Source organism: Streptomyces sp. NPDC044106 (genome assembly GCF_056433985.1).
The window spans coordinates 369,365-391,267 of sequence record NZ_JBWKFZ010000008.1 but is presented as its reverse complement, the minus strand read 5'-3'; the positions used below and the strand labels follow the sequence as shown (position 1 = coordinate 391,267).

17 protein-coding genes are annotated in these 21,903 nt (G+C 71.0%); 3 read left to right on the top strand and 14 right to left on the bottom strand.

The window, feature by feature from the left end:
- Positions 1 to 101 precede the first annotated feature (101 nt).
- The 14 genes from aroA to ggt all read right to left on the bottom strand — a co-directional run bounded on the left by aroA (position 102) and on the right by ggt (position 17,977).
- Positions 102 to 1,394, bottom strand: a complete 1,293-nt coding sequence (gene aroA, locus AC07DI_RS17245) for a 3-phosphoshikimate 1-carboxyvinyltransferase (RefSeq protein ID WP_478905088.1) — start codon at positions 1,392 to 1,394, stop codon at positions 102 to 104.
- Between the two features lie 106 nt (positions 1,395 to 1,500).
- Positions 1,501 to 2,487, bottom strand: a complete 987-nt coding sequence (locus tag AC07DI_RS17240) for a 3-oxoacyl-ACP synthase III family protein (RefSeq protein WP_478905087.1) — start codon at positions 2,485 to 2,487, stop codon at positions 1,501 to 1,503.
- Positions 2,488 to 2,624: 137 nt separating this feature from the next.
- Positions 2,625 to 3,800 carry a hydroxymethylglutaryl-CoA synthase gene (locus AC07DI_RS17235; RefSeq protein WP_384248052.1) on the bottom strand — a complete coding sequence of 392 codons (1,176 nt, stop codon included), beginning with the start codon at positions 3,798 to 3,800 and terminating at the stop codon, positions 2,625 to 2,627.
- Positions 3,801 to 3,803: 3 nt separating this feature from the next.
- Positions 3,804 to 4,865, bottom strand: coding sequence for a hydroxymethylglutaryl-CoA reductase (locus tag AC07DI_RS17230; protein ID WP_384248053.1), 1,062 nt, complete (start codon positions 4,863 to 4,865; stop codon positions 3,804 to 3,806).
- On the bottom strand, positions 4,862 to 5,953 hold the full coding sequence (gene fni, locus AC07DI_RS17225) for a type 2 isopentenyl-diphosphate Delta-isomerase (RefSeq protein WP_384248055.1): 1,092 nt from the start codon (positions 5,951 to 5,953) through the stop codon (positions 4,862 to 4,864). Before fni ends, AC07DI_RS17230 begins: the two co-directional genes overlap by 4 nt.
- Positions 5,950 to 7,065: a phosphomevalonate kinase gene (locus tag AC07DI_RS17220; protein ID WP_478905086.1), complete on the bottom strand. Its 1,116-nt coding sequence runs from the start codon at positions 7,063 to 7,065 to the stop codon at positions 5,950 to 5,952. The genes fni and AC07DI_RS17220 overlap by 4 nt, the downstream gene beginning before the upstream one ends.
- Positions 7,062 to 8,117, bottom strand: coding sequence for a diphosphomevalonate decarboxylase (gene mvaD, locus AC07DI_RS17215; RefSeq protein WP_384248058.1), 1,056 nt, complete (start codon positions 8,115 to 8,117; stop codon positions 7,062 to 7,064). Before mvaD ends, AC07DI_RS17220 begins: the two co-directional genes overlap by 4 nt.
- A complete protein-coding gene (gene mvk, locus AC07DI_RS17210) occupies positions 8,107 to 9,087 on the bottom strand; it encodes a mevalonate kinase (RefSeq protein WP_478905085.1) in 981 nt (326 codons plus the stop codon). The genes mvaD and mvk overlap by 11 nt, the downstream gene beginning before the upstream one ends.
- A gap of 193 nt (positions 9,088 to 9,280) precedes the next feature.
- Positions 9,281 to 10,189 (bottom strand): aromatic prenyltransferase, encoded by a 909-nt coding sequence (locus AC07DI_RS17205; RefSeq protein ID WP_478905084.1) that lies wholly within the window; start codon positions 10,187 to 10,189, stop codon positions 9,281 to 9,283.
- Between the two features lie 518 nt (positions 10,190 to 10,707).
- Positions 10,708 to 12,099 carry a dihydropyrimidinase gene (gene hydA, locus AC07DI_RS17200; RefSeq protein WP_478905083.1) on the bottom strand — a complete coding sequence of 464 codons (1,392 nt, stop codon included), beginning with the start codon at positions 12,097 to 12,099 and terminating at the stop codon, positions 10,708 to 10,710.
- Positions 12,100 to 12,163: 64 nt separating this feature from the next.
- Positions 12,164 to 13,447, bottom strand: coding sequence for an aspartate aminotransferase family protein (locus AC07DI_RS17195; protein WP_478905082.1), 1,284 nt, complete (start codon positions 13,445 to 13,447; stop codon positions 12,164 to 12,166).
- Positions 13,444 to 14,286 (bottom strand): nitrilase-related carbon-nitrogen hydrolase, encoded by an 843-nt coding sequence (locus tag AC07DI_RS17190; RefSeq protein ID WP_384248065.1) that lies wholly within the window; start codon positions 14,284 to 14,286, stop codon positions 13,444 to 13,446. The genes AC07DI_RS17195 and AC07DI_RS17190 overlap by 4 nt, the downstream gene beginning before the upstream one ends.
- A 183-nt stretch (positions 14,287 to 14,469) precedes the next feature.
- Entirely contained in the window at positions 14,470 to 15,972 is a 1,503-nt protein-coding gene (locus AC07DI_RS17185) for a hypothetical protein (protein WP_478905081.1), read from the bottom strand.
- A gap of 160 nt (positions 15,973 to 16,132) precedes the next feature.
- Complete coding sequence (gene ggt, locus AC07DI_RS17180) at positions 16,133 to 17,977, bottom strand: gamma-glutamyltransferase (RefSeq protein ID WP_478905080.1); 1,845 nt, start codon at positions 17,975 to 17,977, stop codon at positions 16,133 to 16,135.
- A 104-nt stretch (positions 17,978 to 18,081) separates the two neighbouring features.
- Between ggt and AC07DI_RS17175 the strand changes: the two genes are divergently transcribed.
- From AC07DI_RS17175 to AC07DI_RS17165, 3 genes are all read left to right on the top strand, one after another.
- Entirely contained in the window at positions 18,082 to 18,834 is a 753-nt protein-coding gene (locus tag AC07DI_RS17175; RefSeq protein ID WP_478905079.1) for a hypothetical protein, read from the top strand.
- Between the two features lie 134 nt (positions 18,835 to 18,968).
- A complete protein-coding gene (locus AC07DI_RS17170) occupies positions 18,969 to 20,162 on the top strand; it encodes a L,D-transpeptidase (RefSeq protein WP_478905078.1) in 1,194 nt (397 codons plus the stop codon).
- Between the two features lie 115 nt (positions 20,163 to 20,277).
- On the top strand, positions 20,278 to 21,879 hold the full coding sequence (locus tag AC07DI_RS17165) for a CocE/NonD family hydrolase (protein ID WP_478905077.1): 1,602 nt from the start codon (positions 20,278 to 20,280) through the stop codon (positions 21,877 to 21,879).
- Positions 21,880 to 21,903: the final 24 nt, after the last annotated feature.

Below are 21,903 nucleotides of genomic sequence, written 5' to 3'. Positions count from 1 at the left end.
CACGCCGGCGGGAAGCCCCTCCAACGTCGCGACAAGCGCGGGTCCGTGCGACTCCCCCGCGGTCAGCCAACGCAACCTGCTCAACGGATGCTCCTTCTGCCTCAGCTGTTCGTGCCCACCGGGAGCGCGTAGCCGGTGAACAGGCGTCGCATCTCGTCGTGGAACTCCGGGAAGGTCTTCGCCACGCAGGCCGGGTCGTCCAGTGTGATCGTGTCCGGCACGGCGAGTCCGAGTACGGAGAACGCCATCGCGATCCGGTGGTCGCGTCGGCACTCGACGCGGGTGGGACGCGGCACTCCGGGCCGGACGGTGATCCAGTCCTCGCCTTCGGCGGTCTCGATGCCGCAGGCCCGCAGGTTGGCCGCCACGGCGGCGACGCGGTCGGACTCCTTCAGCCGCGCGTGCGCGACGCCGCGAATGGTGATGGGCGCGTCGGCCAGCGGCGCGATGGCCGCGAGGGTCATGAACGTGTCCGAGATCTCGCCCATGTCGACGGTGAAGCCGCCGCGCAGCGGGCCGGTGCCCGTCACCGTGGTGGCCGCCCGGCCCACGTGCACGTCGGCGCCCGCCTGCCGGAGGACCTCGACGAAGCGGAGGTCGCCCTGGAGGCTGTCGGTGCCGAGGCCGGGCACGGTGACGGTGCGTCCGGTGACGGCCGCGGCGGCGAAGACGTACGAGGCGGACGACGCGTCGGGCTCGACCACGACGTCGGTGGCGCCGTACGGGCGGGGCGCCACGCGCAGGGTACCGTCCCCGTCCTCGTCGACCTGGGCCCCGAAGCGCCGCATCAGGGCCACCGTCATGTCGACGTACGGCCTGCTGACCAGGTTTCCTCCGGTGCGCACGCACAGGCCGCGGCGCATCAGTGGCGCGGCCATCAGCAGGCCGCTCAGGTACTGGCTGCTCAGGGACGAGTCGACCGTGAGCTCGCCGCCTTCCAGGCCGCCCGCCCGGATCAGCAGCGGAAGTCCGTTGCCCGGCCCCGGCTCCAGGTCGGCGCCCAGCGCCCGGAGCGCTTCGAGCAGGGGGCGCTGGGGGCGGGCGCGCAGCTGGGAGGAGCCGTCGAAGAGGAAGGTGCCGTGTCCGGTGGCGGCGAACGGCGGCAGGAAGCGGGCCGCCGTGCCGGCGTCGGCGCACCAGGGGCGTGCGGGTCCCTGCGGCCCGCGGCCCGCACCCGTCACCTCCCAGAACTCGTTCTCCGGGCTGCTTCGGACCGGGTGGCCGCAGACGCTCAGCGCCTCGCGGAACGCGACGGTGTCCTCGCTCACCAGTGGGGCGTGCACTCTGCTCGTGCCGTCGGCGGCGGCGGCCAGCAGGAGCAGTCGGTTGGTCAGGCTCTTGGATCCCGGTATACGGGCGGCCAGGCCGGTGCCCGGCGCGTTCTCCGTGATCACGCGGGTGTCTCCCTGCGACGAGGCGGGCGGATGAGGATACGAAGCGGTGCGCCGGGCCGGGGCCGTCAGGTTCCCGGCCCGGCGCACCGTGTGCGCGGTGGTGACGTCACCATTCGAGCAGGGCGAGCCCCGCGGCCATGCCGCCGCCGAAGCCGGCCAGCAGGACCAGGTCGCCCGGGGCGAAGGCCCCCTTGCGAGCGGCGGCGTCCAGTGTGATCGGGATGGAGGCGGCGCCCGTGTTCCCGTACTCCTCAAGCGTGAGGTGCGTGGTGGCGCGGGACAGCGACAGGTCCTCGATCACGGTGTCGAGCATGACGCCGTTGGCCTGGTGCGGCACGAAGTGGGCGATGTCGTCCGGCACCACACCGGCCTCGTGCAGGAACTGCTTGGTGAGCTGCGGCAGTTGCTCCACCACGAAGCGGCGCACCTCGCGCCCGTCCATCGCGAAGTACTGCAGCTCGGCGTCGATCGCGGCCCGGTCCGGGGGGATCCTGCTGCCGCCCGCCGGTACCTGGATCAGGTCCGACAGCTCGCCGTAGGTGTGCAGGGCGACTTGGCGCACCTTCGGGCCCCTGCCGGGTCCGAGGACCATCGCGCCCGCTCCATCGCCGAAGAGCACGACCGTCTTGCGGTCGGCCGGGTTGAGGATGCGCGAGTACACGTCCGCGCCGATGACCAGCGCGTGGCCGCCCGTCTTCGACAGCATGCCCTCGACCACCGACAGCGCGAACACGCTGCCCGAGCAGACGGCGTTGACGTCGAAGGCAGCCGCGCCCAGGGCGCCGAGGCGCTGCTGCACGTAGACGGCGGTGGGCGGCTGCGGCCGGTCCGGCGTGGAGGTGGCCACCACGATCAGGGACAGCTGTCCCGCGGTGATGCCCGCCGATTCCAGCGCGGCGCGTCCCGCCGCCGCCGCCAGGTCCGACGTGGCCTCTTCGGGCGCGGCCCAGCGCCGTTCCCTGATCGCGGTCTTACGGACGATCCACTCGCCGTCGACCCCGGCCGGGGCCCCGACCTCGTCATTGGAGACGATACGGTCCGGCACATGGGCGCCCGTACCGAGAACTGCGATATCGGTTGCGATACCGGTCATTCGCCTGCCCCACCCTCAACGCGACGTGAATGGATTCTGCACATGGCCGGTGCCTGTACGGCCCCGCCGTTCCCGTGCGCGGCACGCGTGGGCGGCCGCCATGGACCGCCCACGCACTCACGGACCCGCACGATGCCCTACCGCCGCTCGTAGATCCGCTTGTGGCCGCGGAGAGCCGCGAGGCGGAACTGGCCGCCGCTCTGCACCGGCGTCGGGTAGTCCCCGCCGTCCGTGGGGAAGGACCGCTCGTGCAGCTCGCGGTAGCCCGCGTAGTCCAGCGGCTTGCGCCGCTCGATGGCGGCGCGGTGCTCCGCCGTGCGCAGCTGGTCGCGGTAGCCGGGCACCACCTGTCCCGCGAAGAACTCCGCGACGCTGCCTGAGCCGTAGCTCAGGAAGCCGATCGACCGGCCGGTCAGGTCGTCCGCCTGGTCGAGCAGCGCGGCGAGGCCCAGGTAGACGGAGGCCGTGTAGCTGTTGCCGATCACCCTGTTGTACGCGGTGGTCAGCCCGAGCGCCTGGTCGATGGCGTCCTTGTCGGTGTCGTAGCCGCAGTAGTTCAGCAGGTGGCGGTGGGCCTTGTAGGCCATCTTCGTGAACGGCTGGTGGTAGCAGAACGCGGCGAAGTCCTCCAGGGCGTGTCCGCCCTGCTCCGTGTAGTCCTTCCAGCAGCCCTCGACGGCCTGGAGGTAGGCGGAGATCGACTCCTGCCCGTCCACCAGCGCCGCGTCGCGGTAGTTGGGCCGCCAGAAGTCCATCACGTCCGCGGTGAACAGCCCCGAGGGGCCGTCGAGGCGGATCAGCGACGGGTCGGCGCTCACGAGCATCGCCACGGCGGCGGCGCCCTGGGTCGCCTCGCCGGGGCTGTCTAGCTCGTACTTGGACACATCGCTGGCGATCACGAGGACCTGCTGCGAAGGGTCGCGGGCGACCAGGCCGAGCGCGAACTGGAGCCCCGCGGTCGCCCCGTAGCAGGCCTGCTTCAGCTCCACCACACGCGCCGCCGAGGGCAGCCCGAGCAGCGAATGGACGTACACACCACCGGACTTGGCCTGGTCGATCGAGGACTCCGTCGCGAAGACAACGGTGCGGATCCGCTCGCTGCCGTGCCGCTCGACGATCGGGGCGGCCGCCGCGGCGGCGAGCGTCACGATGTCCTCGTCGGCCGCGGGGACGCTCATCGACTCCTGGCCGATGCCGATGTGGTACTTGCCGATCTCCGTGCCGTTGTACTCGGCGAGCGCCGTGTGCGGCAGCACGAACTCGGTCGTCGCGAACGACAGATCATGAATACCTATGCCTGAACCACTGGCCATGCCTTACACACCGACCTTTTCCGTCTTGGTGTCGCGCTCCAACTGGACATGTGCACGCATCAGTTCGCCGGGATTCGTCTGCGCGGCGAGGAGCGAGAGCTCCCCGCACAGCACGGTCGCCGCCGCGATGACGGCGAGCCTGCGCGCGTTCTCCCCGGGCTCGCGCTCGGCCCGGCAGCCGAGCCGGGCGAGGTTGGTCTCGACGAACTCGATGCCCTTGCCGTTGCCGACCGTGCCGACGATCAGGTTCGGCAGCGTGCAGGCGAAGTAGAGGTCGCCGTCGCGGTCCTCGGCCATCGTGACGCCCTGGGAGCCCTCGACGATGTTGGCCGCGTCCTGGCCGGTCGCCAGGTAGAAGCCGAGCAGCATGTTGGCGTAGTGGGCGTTCGCCGAGCGGATGCCGCCGGCGAGCAGGGTGCCGAGCATGTTCTTGCGGATGTTCAGCTGGACCACCTTGGCGGCGGTCGTGTGCAGCACGTCGGTGACGACGTCGCGCGGGATGAGCAGCTCCGTGACCACGTTCTTGCCGCGGCCGAGGATGCCGTTGATCGCGGTGGCCTTCTTGTCCGTGCAGTAGTTGCCCGAGATCGACCCGTAGGCGATGCCGGGGATCGTGTCGAGGAGGTGCTTGAGGAGTGCGTCGGACGCGAGGGTCGCCATGTTGTGGCCCGACGCGTCACCGGTGGTGAACTCGAACCGGATGAACAGCAGGTTGGCGTTGATCTCGTGCCGGATGTTGATGAGCTCGGCGAACCTGCTGCAGCCGCGGACCACTTCGCGCAGCTCGTCGATGCGGGCGTCGATGGCCCGCGCCGCCACGTACGCGGTCTGCGCGTCCGTCGCCTCCACGAGCACCGAGCGGGTCATCCGCTCGTCGACGAGGGTGGCGACGATGCCGTGCTCGGCCAGCATGGAGACCTTCGCGCCACGACCCACGGAGGGCCACAGCGGTGTCTCGTAGGTGGCGAGCGGGACCTGGGTCTCGGTGGTGGCGACGTTGCCCGAAATGCGCAGGGGACCGACCCAGCGCATCGGGACGCCTGCTATCGCGTGTGTCTCGGTCATCGGGTGCTTCCCGTCAGCTCGGTGGCGGCCTCGACGGAGCGCGAGCGCTGGGCGAAGGGCCCGGTCTCGATACCGCGGTCGGCGCAGAAGTTTCGGAGTTCGCCATGGATCAGCAGGTCACAGCGCTGGAGTTCGGCGGGGGTGCGGGCGCCGAGCATGGTCTGCAGGGCCGCCAGCTGGTCGAGCCAGGTGGAGATCTGCGCGATCAGCGCGGAGACGCCCTCGTCCTTCAGGGTGCGCAGGAATCCGCCGGAGACGCCGACGCCGGACGCGCCGAGCGCCAGGGCGCGGGCCACGTCGAGCGCGTTGCGGACGCCGCCGGAGGCGAGGACGGGGATGCCGACGTCCTGGTTGTCCAGGAGGCAGGCGGCGGTGGACTGGCCCCAGCCGTGCAAGAACGCGTACTCGCGCAGTTCCCTGCGGCCGTTCTCGATGCGGGCGAAGTCGGTGCCGCCCCGGCCGCCGAGGTCGGCCACCTTGACGCCCAGGCTCTCGATGAGGAGGACGGTCTCGCGGCTCAGGCCGTTGCCGACCTCCTTGACGATCACGGGCACGTCGACGGCCGCCGCGATCTTCTCGATCTGCGGGACCCAGGACGAGAACGACCGGTCGCCCTCGGGCATCGGTGTTTCCTGGGCCGTGTTGATGTGGATCTGCAGGGCGTTGGCCTGCACCAGGTCGATGGCGCGCTGCGCCTTGTCGACCGAGGCCGTCGCGTTGACGTTCGCCAGGACGAACCCGTTCGGGTTCTCCTTGCGCAGCACGCTGAACGTGTCGGCGCAGGAGGGGTCCTTGAAGTACGCGCTCATGGAACCGGAGGCGACGGCCACGCCGGTCTCGCGGGCGGCGATGGCCAGGTCCCGGTTGATGACGCCGGTGCTGACGCTGCCGCCGGTCATGGCGTTGATGTAGAGGGGCACCGGCCAGGAGATGCCGGCGAAGGTCGTGGCCAGGGACACGTCGGGCCGGTCGAGGCCGGCCAGCGCGTGGTGGATGAACGACACCTCGTCGAACTGGTTGTGTCCGCTGTGCTGGCGCTGGTGCTCGACAGCGAGCCTGACGTGGTCGTCCTTGCGTTGAGAGATCATTCTGTGTTCCCTTCCATGGCGGGACGGATCGGCAAGGGCCGCACCCCCGCCGTGGTCCACCGGTTCTGTACGTGAGCGATGTCCAGTGACGCCTCGGCGTCGAGGAGCGCGATGCCGCAGTCGCCGCCGCCCGCCCCTGACGGCTTGGCCGCGCCGCCGACGGCTTCGGCGGCGTCACACAGCGCGGTCAGCCGCTCTGTGAAGATTCCGAGCTCCACCTCTTCGTCGAGGCGGGCCAACTCCTGCCGGGCCCGCCGGATCTGCCGCAGCAGACCTTCGCGGTCGCCGCCCTCCAGTGCGTCGGTCGAGGCACGCACGAAGTCGTTGCTGGTCTCCACGAACCTCCGGTGGGAGGCGCCGCCCCGCCAGGTCCGCCGGTCGAGGCCGGAGACCAGGGACGAGGTGGAGGCGGGTGTGCCGGTCCAGCCGACCTCCAGTGAGAGGCCCGCGGGCGGGGGCAGTACGCGTACGTCGTGGCCCGGCCAGGGCACGCGCAGGGCCTCCTCGACGCCCGCTCTTCGGGCGAGGTCGAGGACGGCGGCCCGGTCGGGTGCCCGATAGGCGATCCAGCCGCCCCAGGTGCCGGCGGCGAGATCACCGCCGGATGCCCTGGGTTCGATGCCCGCCGTGGCGAGCATCGCGAGGCGGTAGCGGGCGTCGCGGGTCAGGTCGATGCCGCAGTGGGCCGCCATGGCGGCGACGGTCGCCACGACGACTGCTCCGCTCGACCCGAACCCGAACTTGGTTCCGTTCTCGTGCAGTTCGCTGCTGACCGAGACGTCGAGCGCGGGCGCCGGAAGGCCTCGTTCGGCGAGCAGCCGGCCGACGGTCTCGATGGCCGCCGCCACATGGGCGAAGCTCTCGTGGAGCAGCTGCTCGTCCCGCGGTTCCATCCCGCCGAGCCGGCCCTCCCGCCATCGGCAGTGCGCCTTTCGCGCGGCGAGGTCGGAGGAGAGTACGACGCCGGGTTCGCCGGGGTCGGACACGGTGACGGTGACGTAGCGATCGACGGCGACCAGGATCGCCGGGTTGCCCGGCTCCACCACCGCGTACTCACCGGCGACGAACAGTTTGCCCGGCGCGCGCCGGACGACGGTCGGCCGACCGGTCACCGCCCGTCCCCGGGCAGCAGCCGGGCGCCCGGCCCCGGCCGGGCGATGTGGATCGCGCCGCCCTGCGCGGCGGCGCGCACCGCGTCGGCCACCCGGTCGGCGTCCGCGCTGCGGCAGAGCACCTTCACGTTCGGCCCGGCGTCCATGGTCGCGTAGGCGGCCACGCCGTCGCGCCTGAGCCGCAGCACGCTGTCGAGCACGGTGAGCGTGGCCGGGGAGAGGTAGCGCACCGCCGGGCGGGCCGCCAGCATCGTGGCGTGCATGCCGAGCGCGTTGCGTTCGGCGATCTCACCGACCGCTTCGAGGTCGCCGCGGCCGAGGGCCAGGCGCATGTCGGCCAGGTCTGCCTTGCTGGAGAGGGCCCACGGCTCGTAGAGGGGCGAGGTGTCGACGGTGCGGCGCATGGCCGCGCGGCTGGACACGTCCTTGGGGCCCGCGTTGACCACCGCGACGACGAGTGCGGGGTCGAGGGGGCCCGCGGGAACCGGCTCGGCGTACGAGCTCAGGTCCGCCTCCTCGTCCGTGCCGTCCTGCCGTCCCGCGTGCCAGACGACGAAGTCCCCGAAGAGGGAGCGGGACGCCGATCCGGAGCCGCGCCGGGCGAGGCGCGACAGCGCGGTGGCGTCGAGTTCCAGGCCGTAGGCGGCGGCAGCGGCCATGGCGAGGGCGGCGAAGCCACTGGCGGACGAGGCGAGACCCGCCCCGGTGGGGACGGTGTTCTCGGTGTCCACGACGGCCGGGTGGCTGGTGTCGGACAGCTCGCGCACCAGGTCGAGGAAGGTGATGATGCGCTGTCGCGCGTCGCCCTCCGCGGGTCTGCCGCCGAGCGTCACCTCGTCGTGCGCGGCGCCGGGGGCGAGCCGGACCCGGGTGGTCGTCGGGAAGATGTCCAGGGTCATCGACAGGCTGTCGGTGCGCGGCAGGATGAGCCGCTCGTCGCGCTTGCCCCAGTACTTGATGAGGGCGATGTTCGGGTGCGCCACGGCGGTCGCGGTGCCCGCCGTGTCCCGGTCGGCGGTGCGCACCGCCGTGGTCTGCTGTTCAGCGCCCATGGCCGGCGAACCCCCTCAGCGGTACAACCCAGGTCTGGACGGCGCCGGACTCGTGCAGCTGCCGGGTCACCGCGCTCGCCTGCTCCGACTGGGTCAGCGCGATCACGCAGCCGCCCATGCCACCGCCAGTGATCTTCGCCCCGAGGCTGCCCGCCCCGAGCGCGCCCTCGACCAGTGCGTCGATCCGGTCGGTGCTCAACCCGGCGCCTCTGAGCAGCTCGTGATACTCCGTCATGCGCGAGCCGAGCTCCTGCGGCTTGCCGTCAGCCAGGGCGTGCCGGGACTCGTCAGTGAGCTCCGTGGCGCGGCGTACGAATCGCTCCCGCGCTCCGTCGTGCCGCTCGAAGCCCTCGCGCAGCAGCCCGACCGCGTCCTTGGTGCGGCCCACCTCGCCGCTGTCGGCGACGATGAACAACCCGTCGCAGCCGATGGGCAGTTCCTCGGCCCTGCCCTGCTGAAACAGCAGGGGCCCGGACGCGCCCACGGCGGTGGCGTCGACGCCGCTGGCGCGGCCGTGCGCCACGTTCTCGGCGGTCTGCACCAGGTCGAAGGCGGTCTGCGGGGTGACCTCGCGGTCGAAGAGGTCGGCCAGCGCGAAGACGACGGCGCGCGCGCACGCCGCGCTGGAGCCGAGCCCGCGGCCCGGCGGGATCGCGCAGTCCAGGATCACGTCGAGGTGGACGTCGCCGGTGACGTCCATCGTCGACCGGAACTCGTCGGTGAGCCGCTGGAGCCAGTCGGATGCCTGCGTCGCCACCGGCCGCGTGGCGGAACCGGTCATCGTCAGGGACACGTCGCCGGAGTCGCCCGGGGTCCGTGCCGACCAGCCGGCGCTGGCCGTGACCGTCAGTTGCGGCACCGGAATCGCGAGGGCGGGGGCGCCGTAAACAACCGCGTGCTCCCCCAGCAAAATGGTCTTCGCATGGGCGCGACCGATACCGACCGAGCGAGCACGACGGATTTCTGACACCCCCTCCGCCGAGGCGGGTGATGTCAAAGCACTCAGCTCCCTTTGTCTTTTCTGCATGGAGATCGCATCATCCAGAGTTCTAGGAAGAGATGAAGCAAGAAAAGGGTCTGCGGGGAAGTATGTCGCTACTTCTCCGCAGACCCTCGTTCTTCGGGCCCCGGCGGGCGGATGTCTCTCAGGCGTCGGATCTCTCTCAGGCGTCGGAACGCAGCAGGTTCTCCACGCGCTTCTGCCACTGGTAGTACGAGGCGATCTTGTGGTACTCGCCCTTGGGCGTCGCCGCGATGCCGTAGATGTAGTTGCGGCCCGTGGTGTCGTACGGGGCGTTCTTGATGAGCCGCTCGAAGGTGGGCGCCATCTCGATGGGAAGGCCCAGCGGCTCCGGCGTCATGACGGAGTAGGTGATCCGGTTGATCTTCGGCGAGTCCCAGCTCAGCGTCACGTAGATGACGAACGACCGCTCGCAGAACTTCAGGAACTCCTCGCTCGGCTCCGCCATCCCGAGCTCGGCGAGGATCTCCCTGACGCCCTTCTCCTCGAAGCACTCGGCCGGCACCCGGTCGCCGACGCCGCCGCCGAAGTACAGGTTCATCGTGCGCTTGGTGTAGTCGATGCCGACCGTGCTCACGATGTCGGCGAGGCCCCACTTCTTGAAGAAGTCGAGGTTGGCGGCCACCCCGTCGGGGACGGAAGGCAGCTTGGCGAGGTCCTCGATCCTGATCAGCTTCTCGGCGGTGGGGAAGGACCAGGTCTTCGTGAAGCCGCCGGCGACGCCGAAGTCGACGCCGCAGCTGGTGATCGGGAGGTTCTCGTGAACCTCCTTGAGGAGGCTCGCGACCGGGTGGTCCGTCTTCGGCGTGAGGTTGTTCTCCAGGGCCAGGCCGTACGGGTCCAGGTCGGCCGGGAGCATCGTGAACCGGCAGTCGAGGTCTTCCGCGCTGCCTCCGGTCGAGGCCCGGAAGGAGATCACCGACTGCCCGATGACGTCCTTGTAGGTCTCCAGGATGGGCCAGACCTTCTCGCGGGAGCTGGTGACGTCCACCACCTGAGCCGTCTTCTCGATGATCGAGTACAGCTCATTCAAGTCGGTGGTCTCTGGCATTGTTCCTCCATGAATCGTTCTGGGCGTCCGTGTACTGCCCGCACAATTGCCGGGGCGACATCTCACACTTAAGGTCGTCAATTCCCCTCGGGCCGCAGAGCTCTCCCGAAGGGGGGACAACTCCGGGGCGCGGCGGGCCTTTCGGCCTCGCCCGCAAAGGGGTGGGGGGCACCATCACACGCGCGGCTCAGGAACCGTCCGCACAGGAAGCGGCACGGCATGCGTGGGATGAAATGCGGAGGGAATCGGTAGTGCACCGAGGTAGTGGACCGAGCAGGGGCTCGGGCTCGCCCGGACGAACCGGCGGCTACGCGCTCAACCCCCGGCCTCGCGGCGGGTTTTGGGCAGAGTCGGCGTGCAGAAATAGTGACACGGGGGCCACCTTCGAGCCAAGGCTTCGCAGAAGTGACGCGGGTCACATTGCGTGAAGTGATCGCCTGTGGCAGGCAATTGAGGGGGCGAGGACCCCGGAGCACGGTCCTCGCCCGACAGCACCGGCCGCCCGGCGCGGCCCGCCGCTACGCGTACTGGCAGATCCCCCGCGGCACATACGATCCGTGCCCCGCCCGTCCCGCGTACGTCCGGTCGTCGATCACCGGGACACCGCGGGACAGCACCGTCTCCACCCGCCCGGTCACCCGCTTACCCTCGTACGCCGAGTAGTCGACGTTCATGTGGTGCGTCTGCGCGGAGATGGTCTGCTCGGCGTGCGGGTCGTAGATGACGATGTCCGCGTCGGCGCCCGGCGCGATCGTGCCCTTCTTCGGGTAGAGGCCGAACATCCGGGCCGGCGTCGCGCAGGCGACCTCGATCCAGCGGCGCCGGCTGATGTGCCCGTCGACGACGGCCTGGTGCAGCAGGTCCATGCGGTTCTCGACGCCCGGCAGACCGTTCGGGATCTTCGAGAAGTCGTCCCTGCCCATCTCCTTCTGCCCCTTGAAGCAGAACGGGCAGTGGTCGGTGGAGACCACCTGCAGGTCGTTCGTCCGCAGCCCGCGCCACAGCGCCGCCTGGTGCTCCCGCGGCCGCAGCGGCGTCGAGCAGACGTACTTGGCGCCCTCGAAGCCGGGTTCCGCGAGGTTGTCCGTCGACAGGAAGAGGTATTGCGGGCAGGTCTCCCCGAAGACCGGAAGGCCCTCGTCGCGGGCCCGGGTCAGCTCGGCGACCGCCTCCCGCGCCGACACGTGCACCACGTACAGCGGGGCGCCCGCCACCTGGCTCAGCCTGATGACCCGGTGCGTCGCCTCGGCCTCCAGGAGCGCCTTGCGGACCTCCCCGTGGTAGCGCGGGTCCCGCTCGCCGCGCGCGAGGGCCTGCTCCACGAGGACGTCGATGGCGAGGCCGTTCTCCGCGTGCGCCATCACCAGACCGCCGTTGGACCCCGCGCGCTGCATGGCCCGCAGGATCTGCCCGTCGTCGGAGAAGAAGACGCCCGGGTAGGCGGTGAACAGCTTGAACGAGCTGACCCCCGCCTCGACGAGCCGGTCCATCTCCTTCAGCGACGACTCGTTCACGTCGGACATGATCATGTGGAAGCCGTAGTCGACGGTGCACCGGCCCGCCGCCTTCTCGTGCCACGCGTCCAGGCCCTCCGCGAGGGAGCCACCCTTGGACTGGATCGCGAAGTCGACGATGGTGGTGGTGCCGCCCCAGGCCGCGGCGCGCGTCCCGGTCTCGAAGGTGTCCGCGGCGAGGGTGCCGCCGAACGGCATCTCCATGTGCGTATGGGCGTCGACGCCGCCCGGGATCACGTACTTCCCGGTGGCGTCGAGGACGCGGTCGGCGCTCCACCCGTGGCTGTCACGGGTGGCGAGGGCCACGACCCGGCCGTCCGCCACCAGGACGTCGACGGGCAGTTCGTCGGAGGCCGTGATGACCAGGCCGCCGGTGATCAAGGTGCGGTTGCTCATGTGGTGCGCTCCCTTTCCTGCGGTCCTGCGGAGGCCGTACGCACGTGCGGCCCGAGGGGGTCGACTAGACGCTCCGCAGCGCCCGTTCGAGGATCGCGGCGCCCTCCTCCGCCTCCGCGACCGTCAGCGAGAGCGGCGGGGCGATGCGCAGCACGCTGGTGTCGTGACCGCCGCCCTTGCCGATGAGCAGACCGCCCTCGCGGGCCGCCTCCAGGACGGCGGCCGCCGCCCGGGGGTTCGGCCGGTCCGTGCCGGGCTCGACCAGCTCGACGCCGATCATCAGGCCCCGGCCGCGCACCTCGCGCACGACGGGCAGCTGGGCGCAGATCGCCCGCACCCGCTCGATGAGGAGCCCGCCGACGCGCCGGGCATTGCCCTGGAGGTCGTGCTCCAGGAGGTACGCGAGGTTGGCGAGTCCCGCGGCCATCGTGACCGGGGACCCGCCGAACGTCGAGATCGAGTTGGCGTCGAGACAGTTCATGACCTCGGCGCGGGCCACCACGCCGCCGATCGCCATGCCGTTGCCGATGCCCTTGGCGAAGGTGAGGATGTCCGGCGGACCGCTGCCCGCGTGCGCCTGCCAGCCCCAGAAGTGCTCGCCGGTGCGGCCCCAGCCGGTCTGCACCTCGTCGGCGATCCACAGGACGCCGTGCTCGTCAAGGACCTCGCGGAAGGCCGCGTACAGGCCGTCGGGCGGTGAGGTGAAGCCGCCGACGCCTTGGATCGGCTCGGCGATCAGCGCCGCCACTCCCCCGCGGCTCTGCCCGAGCATGTCCCGCAGGTCGGCGACGCAGGCCGCGATGAAATCGGTGTCGCTCAGAGCGGCGTACGGCCCGCGGCTGCGGACGCCCCCGTGCACGTACAGCGTCTGGAGCGGCGAGAGGCTGGTCGGCGACCACGACTGGTTGCCGGTGATACCGACGGTGGTGAAGGAGCGGCCGTGGTAGCTGTTGCGCATCGCCAGGATCTGGTTCGAGCGGCGGTGGGCGGTGGCGAGCAGCAGCGCCGTGTCGTTGGCCTCGGTGCCCGAGGTGGTGAAGAAGACGCGGGCGTCGGGGATGCCGGACAACGCCGCGACGCGCTCGGCGAGTTCGACCATCGGGCGGTTCAGGTAGAGGGTCGAGGAGTGGATGATCCGGCCCGCCTGCTCGCTCACCGCCTTGGTGACCTCGGGCAGGGCGTGCGCCGTCATGGTGGTGAGGATGCCGCCGAAGAAGTCGAGGTACTTGGAGCCCTCGGCGTCCCAGACGTGGCGGCCCTCGCCGTGGGTCAGCTCGATGGGCCGCCGGTAGTAGTGCGAGAGCCAGTCGGGCAGCACGGCCCGGTGGCGGTCGTACAGATCGGTCACGGCTGCACCAGTCCTTCGTAGGCGTCGGGTCGGCGGTCGCGGTAGAACGCCCACTGATGGCGTACTTCCTCGATGAGGCCGAGGTCGAGGTCCCTGACGAGAAGTTCTTCGGCCTTGTCGCTCGCGGGCTCGCCGACGAACTGCCCGCGCGGGTCGACGAAGTAGCTCGTGCCGTAGAAGTCGTTGTCGCCGTACTCCTCCTGGCCGACGCGGTTGATCGCGGCAACGAAGTACTCGTTGGCGACGGCCGCCGCGGGCTGTTCGAGCTGCCAGAGGTGGGCGGAGAGGCCGCGCGAGGTGGCGGAGGGGTTGTAGACGATCTGGGCGCCGTTCAGGCCCAACTGCCGCCAGCCCTCGGGGAAGTGGCGGTCGTAGCAGATGTAGACGCCGACCTTGCCGACCGCGGTGTCGAAGACGGGCCAGCCGATGTTCCCCGGCTTGAAGTAGTACTTCTCCCAGAAACCCTTGACCTGGGGGATGTGGTGCTTGCGGTACTTGCCGAGGTAGCTGCCGTCGGCGTCGATCACGGCCGCGGTGTTGTAGTAGAAGCCGGAGTGCTCGACCTCGAAGACGGGGACGACGATCACCATGCCGGTCTCGCGGGCGAGCTCCCGCATGCGCGTGACGGTGGGCCCGTCCGGCACGGGCTCGGCCCAGCGGTAGTGCTCCTCCTCCTGGACCTGGCAGAAGTAGGGGGCGTTGAAGACCTCCTGGAACCCGATGACCTTCGCCCCGCGGCGGGCCGCCTCGCGGGCGTGTTCCTCATGCTTGGCGATCATGGATTCGGTGTCGCCTGTCCAGGTCGCCTGGACCAGTGCGGCGCGTACGACGTTGACCATGAGCTGCTCCTTCGCGGGTCCCCCGGAGGACGTCGATGAGCCTCTACGCACGTAGACTTGCTGCGTGGATTAGGAGAACGTAAGCCTGCGCCGACGGGCTGAGCAAGACCATCGCCGTCAACCGGCGGAGTCGATCATGTTTCGCACCCGAGCGGGCGAGAAGCGGGCACGAAGGGGCGGCGGTCAGGCGCTGAATCCCGCCACGCGCAGGGCGTGCACGAGGTCCCAGTGATGCTCGTCCGACACCGCCTTGGCCGTCTCCAGGAGTACGGGGATGAGGCGGTGCGGGTCGGTGTGCGCGCAGCGGGCCACGTCCTCGGGGGTGCGGACGCGGAGGTAGGAGTCGAGGAGCGCCCGGGCCTCGCGCTCGCGGTCCGCGTCCATCAGCGCGAGGATCGCCTCGGCGATCTCGGGCGCGGGGCGCGCGACGCCCTGGCGCAGCAGCTTTCGGCAGTCGTCGCCGCGGCCCGCCCCGGCCAGCGCGTCCGCGAGGGCGACGAGCCGGTCGGGCGGCAGTGACGCGGCCTCCCACAGCAGGGTCGCCCAGTCGGCGCCGAGCCCCGCGCGGTGCAGCTCCCCGGCGAACAGCGGCAGCCGGGACGCGGGCCAGGCGGCGGCCTCGACGAGCACGCCGTGCGCCTCGCCGCTGCGACCCTCGCCGCGGAGCCGGATGAGGTCGCGCACGGCGTCGGAGGTGGCGCGGGCGTCGGCGTCGGCCTCGGTGCCTGGCTCGCTGCGGGCCTCGGTCCCGGCCTCGGCTTCGGTGACGTGCGGCGCGGGCGTCGGCCAGGCGGTCGGCGCGTACCGTGCGCCGCGGGGCGCTTCCGGCGCCCGCGCCGATGCCGGTGCGGACGCGGCGCCCTGCCCACCGGCACCCTCTCCCTGCCCTCCGGTGTCCGCCGGCCCGGCGAAGCGCGCGCCGCGCGGGCGGCGCCGGGAACGCTCGGCGCGCTCCGTGGACACTCCGGGCCCGACGCCTTGCCGGGGCACGCCCGCCCCGCCGCCCGGGTCCCCGTGCGCCGGTACGGGGTCGAAGCCGTGGGCCGGGGCCGGGGTGTGCTCGCCGCCGGGGACGTACTCACCCGCGAGGCCGTGCGCGTCAGCGGGGCTCACGGGACCGCCGCCGAAGACGTCCGCCGACCCCGCTCCCCCGCCGAGGTCGACCCAGGACGGGCGCGCCGCCTCGGTCAGGCGGTCCATGCGCTCCTGGAGTTCGACGCAGCGGGCGGTCGCCCGCTCCTGGTCGTCGCGGACCCACGCCAGGTCGAGGTTGAGGCGGTCGACGTCGTCGGCGTGGGCCGCCGAGGCCAGTTGCTGCGACAGCTCCGCCTGCCGCTCCAGGGCGACCCGCTGCTCCCTGAGCATCATGTCGAGCCGGTCGCTGAGGAGTTCGCGGCCGCCGGGCCTGGCGTCGTACGCGTCGAGCGAGGCCCGGTGCAGGGCGCGGGCGCGGCCCGTCTCGCGCTCGGCCTCCGGGACGCCGCGGTCCGCCGCGAGGTCGTGGAGCAGCGCCTGCACGACGTCCCAGGGCGGGACCTCGGCGCCGTCCAGGCAGGCGCGCATGCCGTCGGGGTCGCGCTGCCAGAACACGCCGCACCAGCCCGCGCCCTGATCGAGCCGTCCGACCAGATCCCTCAGGTATCTCGCGAACTCCCGTACCTGGTCCGGAAGTTGTCCCACTGCCATCTGTTCAGCACCGCCCCGTGGAGACTTGGAGTCTGCCGGTTCGGAAGATAACACCAGATGCGTTACGGGACGACTACATGCAGTTTTCGGACGCCTGCGGGATCCGCGGGGTTCTCCGGTGAACGGGGGCCCCGCCTCCGAGGCCCCCGAACGCGCCGGTTCACTCGCCGGGCCGCACCACCATCGCCGAACCGCCGCCCCTGCGGCTCGTCTCCGCTGCCGCGAGCCACTTGCCGCCGGACAGCCGCTGCACTCCGGTGGCCGCGCCGATCTCGGGGTTCTGCTTGAAGGAGTGCCCGATCGACTCCAGGGACTTCCTCGTCCGGCTGTTCCAGAGACCCGGTTCGAGCTCGGTCTGCGCGGTGTTGCGCTGGCTCGCGCGCGGCGCGGCGATCGCTTCGACCAGGGGAAGGTCCCGGTCGACGAAGTTCGTCAGGGTCTGCAGGACGGTCGTGACGATGGTCGCGCCGCCCGGCGAGCCGAGCGCCACCACCGGCTTGCCGTTCTTGAGCACGATCGTCGGGGAGATCGAGGAGCGCGGGCGCTTGCCGGGGCCCGGCAGGTTCGGGTCGTGGACCGCCGGGGAGGCGGGCGCGAAGGAGAAGTCGGTGAGTTCGTTGTTGAGCAGGAAGCCGCGGCCCGGGACGGTGATGCCGCTGCCGCCCGTGGACTCGATGGTGAGGGTGTACGCGACGATGTTCCCCCACTTGTCGGCCACCGTCAGGTGCGTGGTGTTCTCGCCCTCGTACGTCGTCGGGGCCGCCTTGCCGACCGTGCCGCACGCCGTGGGGTGGCGCGGGTCGCCGGGCGCGAGTGGGCTCTTGAGGACGGCGTCGTCCTTGATGAGGCACTCCCGCGAGTCGGCGAACCGCTGGGTGAGGAGCTGCTTCGTCGGTACGTCCTCGAAGGCGGGGTCGCCCACCCAGCGCCCCCGGTCGGCGAACGCGATGCGGCTTGCCTCGATGTAGCGGTGCAGGTACTCCGTCTTCGACGCCCTGGAGAGGTCGGTGCGCTCCAGGATGTTGAGCGCCTCGCCGACGGTCGTGCCGCCGGAGGAGGACGGCGCCATGGAGTAGACGTCGAGGCCGCGGTAGGAGGTCTTCGTGGGCTTCTGCCGCTTCACCCCGTACGCCGCGAGGTCCCGCAGGGAGAGGTCGCCGGGCCTGACCGCACGGTCCGAGTCCGGGTCCACGGGCGGCTTGTTCACCGTGCGTACGACGTCCTTGGCGAGCTTGCCGCGGTACATCTCGCCCACGCCCTTGCTGCCCAGTTCCGCGTAGGTGCGCGCGAGGTCGGGGTTCTTGAAGGTCGAGCCGACCACGGGCAGCTCGCCGCCCGGCAGGAACAGCTTCGCCGTGGCGGGGAAGTCCGCGAACCGCTCCTGGTTCGACTTGGTCTGCGCGCGGAACGTCGGGTCGACCGTGAAACCGTCGCGTGCCAGGCGCTCGGCGGGCTTCAGGAGCGTCCGCAGGCTTTTGCTGCCCCAGGTGTCGAGCGCGGAGCGCCAGGTGGCGGGGGTGCCGGGGGTGCCGACGCCGAGGCCGCTGGTGACGGCGTCCGCGAACGGGATCGGCTTGCCGTTCTCCAGGAAGAGCCCGGAGTCGGCGGTGCGCGGGGCCGTTTCGCGGCCGTCGATGGTGCTGACCTCGTGGGTCCTGGCGTCGTAGTGGACGAAGTACCCGCCGCCTCCGACGCCCGCCGAGTACGGCTCGGTGACGCCGAGCGCGGCGGCGGTGGCGACGGCCGCGTCCACGGCGTTGCCGCCGTTCTTCAGCACCTCGATGCCGGCCGCCGACGCGTCCGGGTCGACGCTGGCGACGGCGCCCCCCTCACCGACTGCGACCGGCACCTTGTCGGGGGTCCTCGCCCCCTGTTGCGCGGAAGCCGGTTGCGCGGAAGCCGGTTCCGCCGGGCGCGCGGGCGAAGGGGGCGCGGCGGCACCCACCGACGCCAATACCCCTCCGACCGCCAATAGCGTCAGATTTCGTGCGACAGCGCGACGCATTCGTACCTCCAGTCAACATCCGTCTGCGCAGCGTAACTTCGACGCCCCCATCGCGTAAGGACCTCCTCGAACACCGGTCCGACAGCCCGCTAGCATGCGCCCCCATGACTGAAGACGTGCGGAACCTCGTCCTCGGCCTGATCGCGGTCGGCATCAGCGCCGTCCTTGGCTGGCTCCTCCGCGGCCACCTGTGGAAGCGCAGGCTCCGCCGCAAGCAGGCCTTCTTCGGGCTGCCCGACAACTCCGAGTCGCTGCTCGTGGTGAACCGCGACACGGGCGGCCCGGAGCTCATGGTGGTGCGCCAGGACGTGTTCGCGCTCATCGAGCTGGCCGCGGTGATCAAGGAGTGCGGCGCGCACACCCAGGTCGTCGCGCACGACGCGGCCCAGCAGGGTTTCGGCGAGCGCACCGAGTTCTGCGTGGGCACACCGGTGGCGAATCGCCGCATGGCCGCCCATATGCACTCCCTGCTGCCCGGCGTCCGGGTGAGCGCCGAGCCCGAGCCGGTACCCGACCGCGGCGCCTTCCAGATCGGCGGCGAGCGCTACCGCCTCGACGCCGGTCTCACCGAGTACGTCATCCTCGCCCGGCTCACCGCGGACCAGGGCCAGGACGCGCGGCCCGTCTTCCTCTTCTGCGGCCAGCGCGCGGTCGCGAGCCAGGCCGCCACCCGCTATCTGGCCCGCCACCACGAGAAGCTCGCCCGCAAGCACGGCAACAGCCCCTTCGTACTGCTCCTGAAGATCGTGAATTCGCAGGCGTACGGGCCGGACGTCGTCGAGCTCGTCGCGGACGTCACGCGCGAGGCCCGGACCCCGCTGCCCGCGCCGTCCCGCACCTCTCATCGCGCCAAGTGAGGCGACTCTCACGGAGTGGCGACACCATTCAGGGCACTTCTGTGACCTACTAGGCATTTTCCGGACAACAGACAACCCATCCGGGCCATCCGCCCTCTTTCCGTGCAGTCCACATTCGCACGGAGGTACGTTCCTTGACCCCCCAGAGCTCTTCGAGCCGCCGACGCCCCCTTCGCGCCCGCCACACGGCGGTCGCGGGCCTCGCGGTGCTCACCGCCGCCCTGACCGCCTGTTCGGGCGGCAGCGGCTCGTCCGGCGACGCCAAGGCCGCCGAGAAGCCGAAGATCTCGGTGAACCTCTCGGGACAGCAGGCGAAGGCGGGCGGCCCGGTCACGGTGAAGCTGGCCGACGGCCGGCTGAAGGAGGTGTCGGTCGCCGACGACAAGGGCGCGAAGCTGCCCGGCAAGGTGTCCGCGAACGGCACCACCTGGACCTCGCAGCGCGCGGCGGCGCCCGGCACCGCGTACCAGGTCCAGGCGAGCACGGACAAGGGCGGCAGCGCCAAGTCGTCCTTCAGGACGGCCGCGCCCGAGAAGGTCAACAAGGTGACCCTCGCCCCGGGCAAGGGCACCACGGTCGGCATCGCCCAGCCCCTGTCGATCACCTTCGACCACCCGGTGCGCAACAAGGCCGAGGTCGAGAAGGCCCTCAAGGTGACGACGTCGAACGGCACCACGGGATCCTGGGGGTGGATCAAGAACTACGACGGCAAGGACCGTGTGGACTGGCGCCCCAAGGAGTACTGGAAATCCGGCACGAAGGTGAAGCTGGACGCCCGCCTGAACGGCATCGACTCCGGTGGCGACGACTGGTTCGTCCGCGACTACGCGACCGGCTTCACCGTCGGCAGGAGCCAGGTCGTCAAGGTGAACCTGGACAGCAGGACGACGACCCTTGAGCGCGACGGCAAGGCCGTGAAGTCGGTTCCGATGTCGGCCGGCACGCCCGGCGGCGAGAAGGCCTCCTGGGGCGGCACCTCCGTCCTGATGTCGAAGGAGGGCACGATCAACATGCGCTCCGAGACGGTCGGACTCTCCGGCAGCGACAGCTACAACAAGATGGTCGACGACTCGATGCGGCTCACCTGGTCGGGCATGTACGCCCACGCGGCCCCGTGGAACGCCTCGTACTTCGGGAACACCAACCACAGCTCGGGCTGCATCGGCATGAGCACCGCCAACGCGGACTGGCTCTACCACGAGACCCAGATCGGCGACCCCTTCGAGGTCGCCGGGAGCGGCTCGAAGGGCGTCCCCGACCCGGGCAACGGCTACGGCGAGTGGAACATCTCCTGGCCGGACTGGCAGGCCAAGAGCGCGCTCGCGTAGCCGCCAACTCTTCAACATCGTTACCGGGGCGTAACTTACCGACGGGTTACCCCCGGTAAAGCGTCGCGGTTACCGTCGGGTCACTTTGCACTTTCAACGAGTGAGGAAGTGACCTGTGAGAGCTCCGCACCCGCACCGGGCCCTGCGCACCACCACCGTGGGCGCCGTCTCCGCGACCCTCGTCGCGGGCGCCGCCCTCGGTCTCGCCCCGACGGCGCAGGCGGCACCGGCCGCCGCGCCGCCGGCCGCGAGCTCCGCGGACGTACGCTTCGTCGACATACCCGGCGACGGAGGCACCGTCCTCAAGGCGAACGTCTTCACCCCGGGGGACGCGCAGCCGGGCACGACGTACCCCTCGATCGTGCTGCCCACCAGCTGGGCCATGCCGCAGATCGAGTACGTCGCCCAGGCCCAGAAGCTCGCCGACGCCGGCTATGTCGTGGTGAGCTACAACTCGCGCGGCTTCTGGCAGTCCGGCGGCGAGATCGAGACCGCGGGACCCGAGGACATCGCCGACGCCTCCAAGGTCATCGACTGGACCCTCGCCCACACCCCGGCCGACCCGGCCAAGGTCGGCATGGCGGGCGTCTCGTACGGCGCGGGCATCAGCCTGCTCGTCGCCGGGCACGACAAGCGGGTCAAGGCCGTCGCCGCGCTGAGCGGCTGGGGCGACCTCATCGACTCCATCTACAGCGGCCGCACCCAGCACGCCCAGGCGGCGGCCCTGCTCGGCGGCGCGGGCGCGCTCACCGGCCGCCCCAGCGCCGAACTCCAGGAGACGCTGAAGGACTTCCTCGGCTCCAACCTGGACAAGGAGGACGAGATGATCGCGTGGGGCGCCAAGCGCTCCCCCGCGACCTACCTCGACCGGATCAACGAGAACGGCGCGGCCGTCATGCTGGGCAACGCCTGGGGCGACACGCTCTTTCCGCCCAACCAGTACGCCGAGTTCTACGAGCGCCTCACCGGCCCCAAGCGCCTGGAGTTCCGTCCGGGCGACCACGCGACGGCGGAGGCGACGGGCCTGCTCGGCCTGCCCAACGACACCTGGACCTCCACCCGGCGCTGGTTCGACCACTACCTCAAGGGCGCGGACAACGGCATCGACAAGGAGCAGCCGGTCCAGCTCAAGTCCCGTTCCGAAGGCGGCTACGAGGGCTACCCGGACTGGAAGTCGGTGGGGCCCACCCGCAAGAAGATCGACATGGCGGGGACCACCACGATCCACACCAACGTCGACTCGGGCGCCAACGGCGGCATCGCCATCCTCTCCAACGCCCTCGACCAGTTCCTGAAGATCCCGCCGATGGCCTCCGTGCCGCTGCTCCCGCGCCGCTACACCGGCGTCTGGCAGTCGGAGAGGTACGCGGACACCCAGCGCGTGCGCGGGACGGCGAAGCTGCACACCACCCTCTCCAGCACCAAGGAGAGCGGCACCCTCGTCGCGTACCTCTACGACGTGGGCCCGCTCGGCCTCGGCAAGCTGGTCAGCAACGCGCCGTACACCTTCCACGGCAAGACGCCCGGGAAGCCGTTCGGCGTGGACCTGGAGCTGTTCTCCACGGCCTACGACGTACCGGCTGGGCACAGGCTCGCCCTGGTCGTCGACACGGTCGACCCGCTCTACATCGAGCACAACCCGTCCGGCGCGCAGCTGACCTTCTCCTCGCCAGAAGCGGACCCGTCGTACGTGTCCGTTCCCCTGCGCGAGCAGTGATCTCCGGCTGCCGCCGGACCGGGC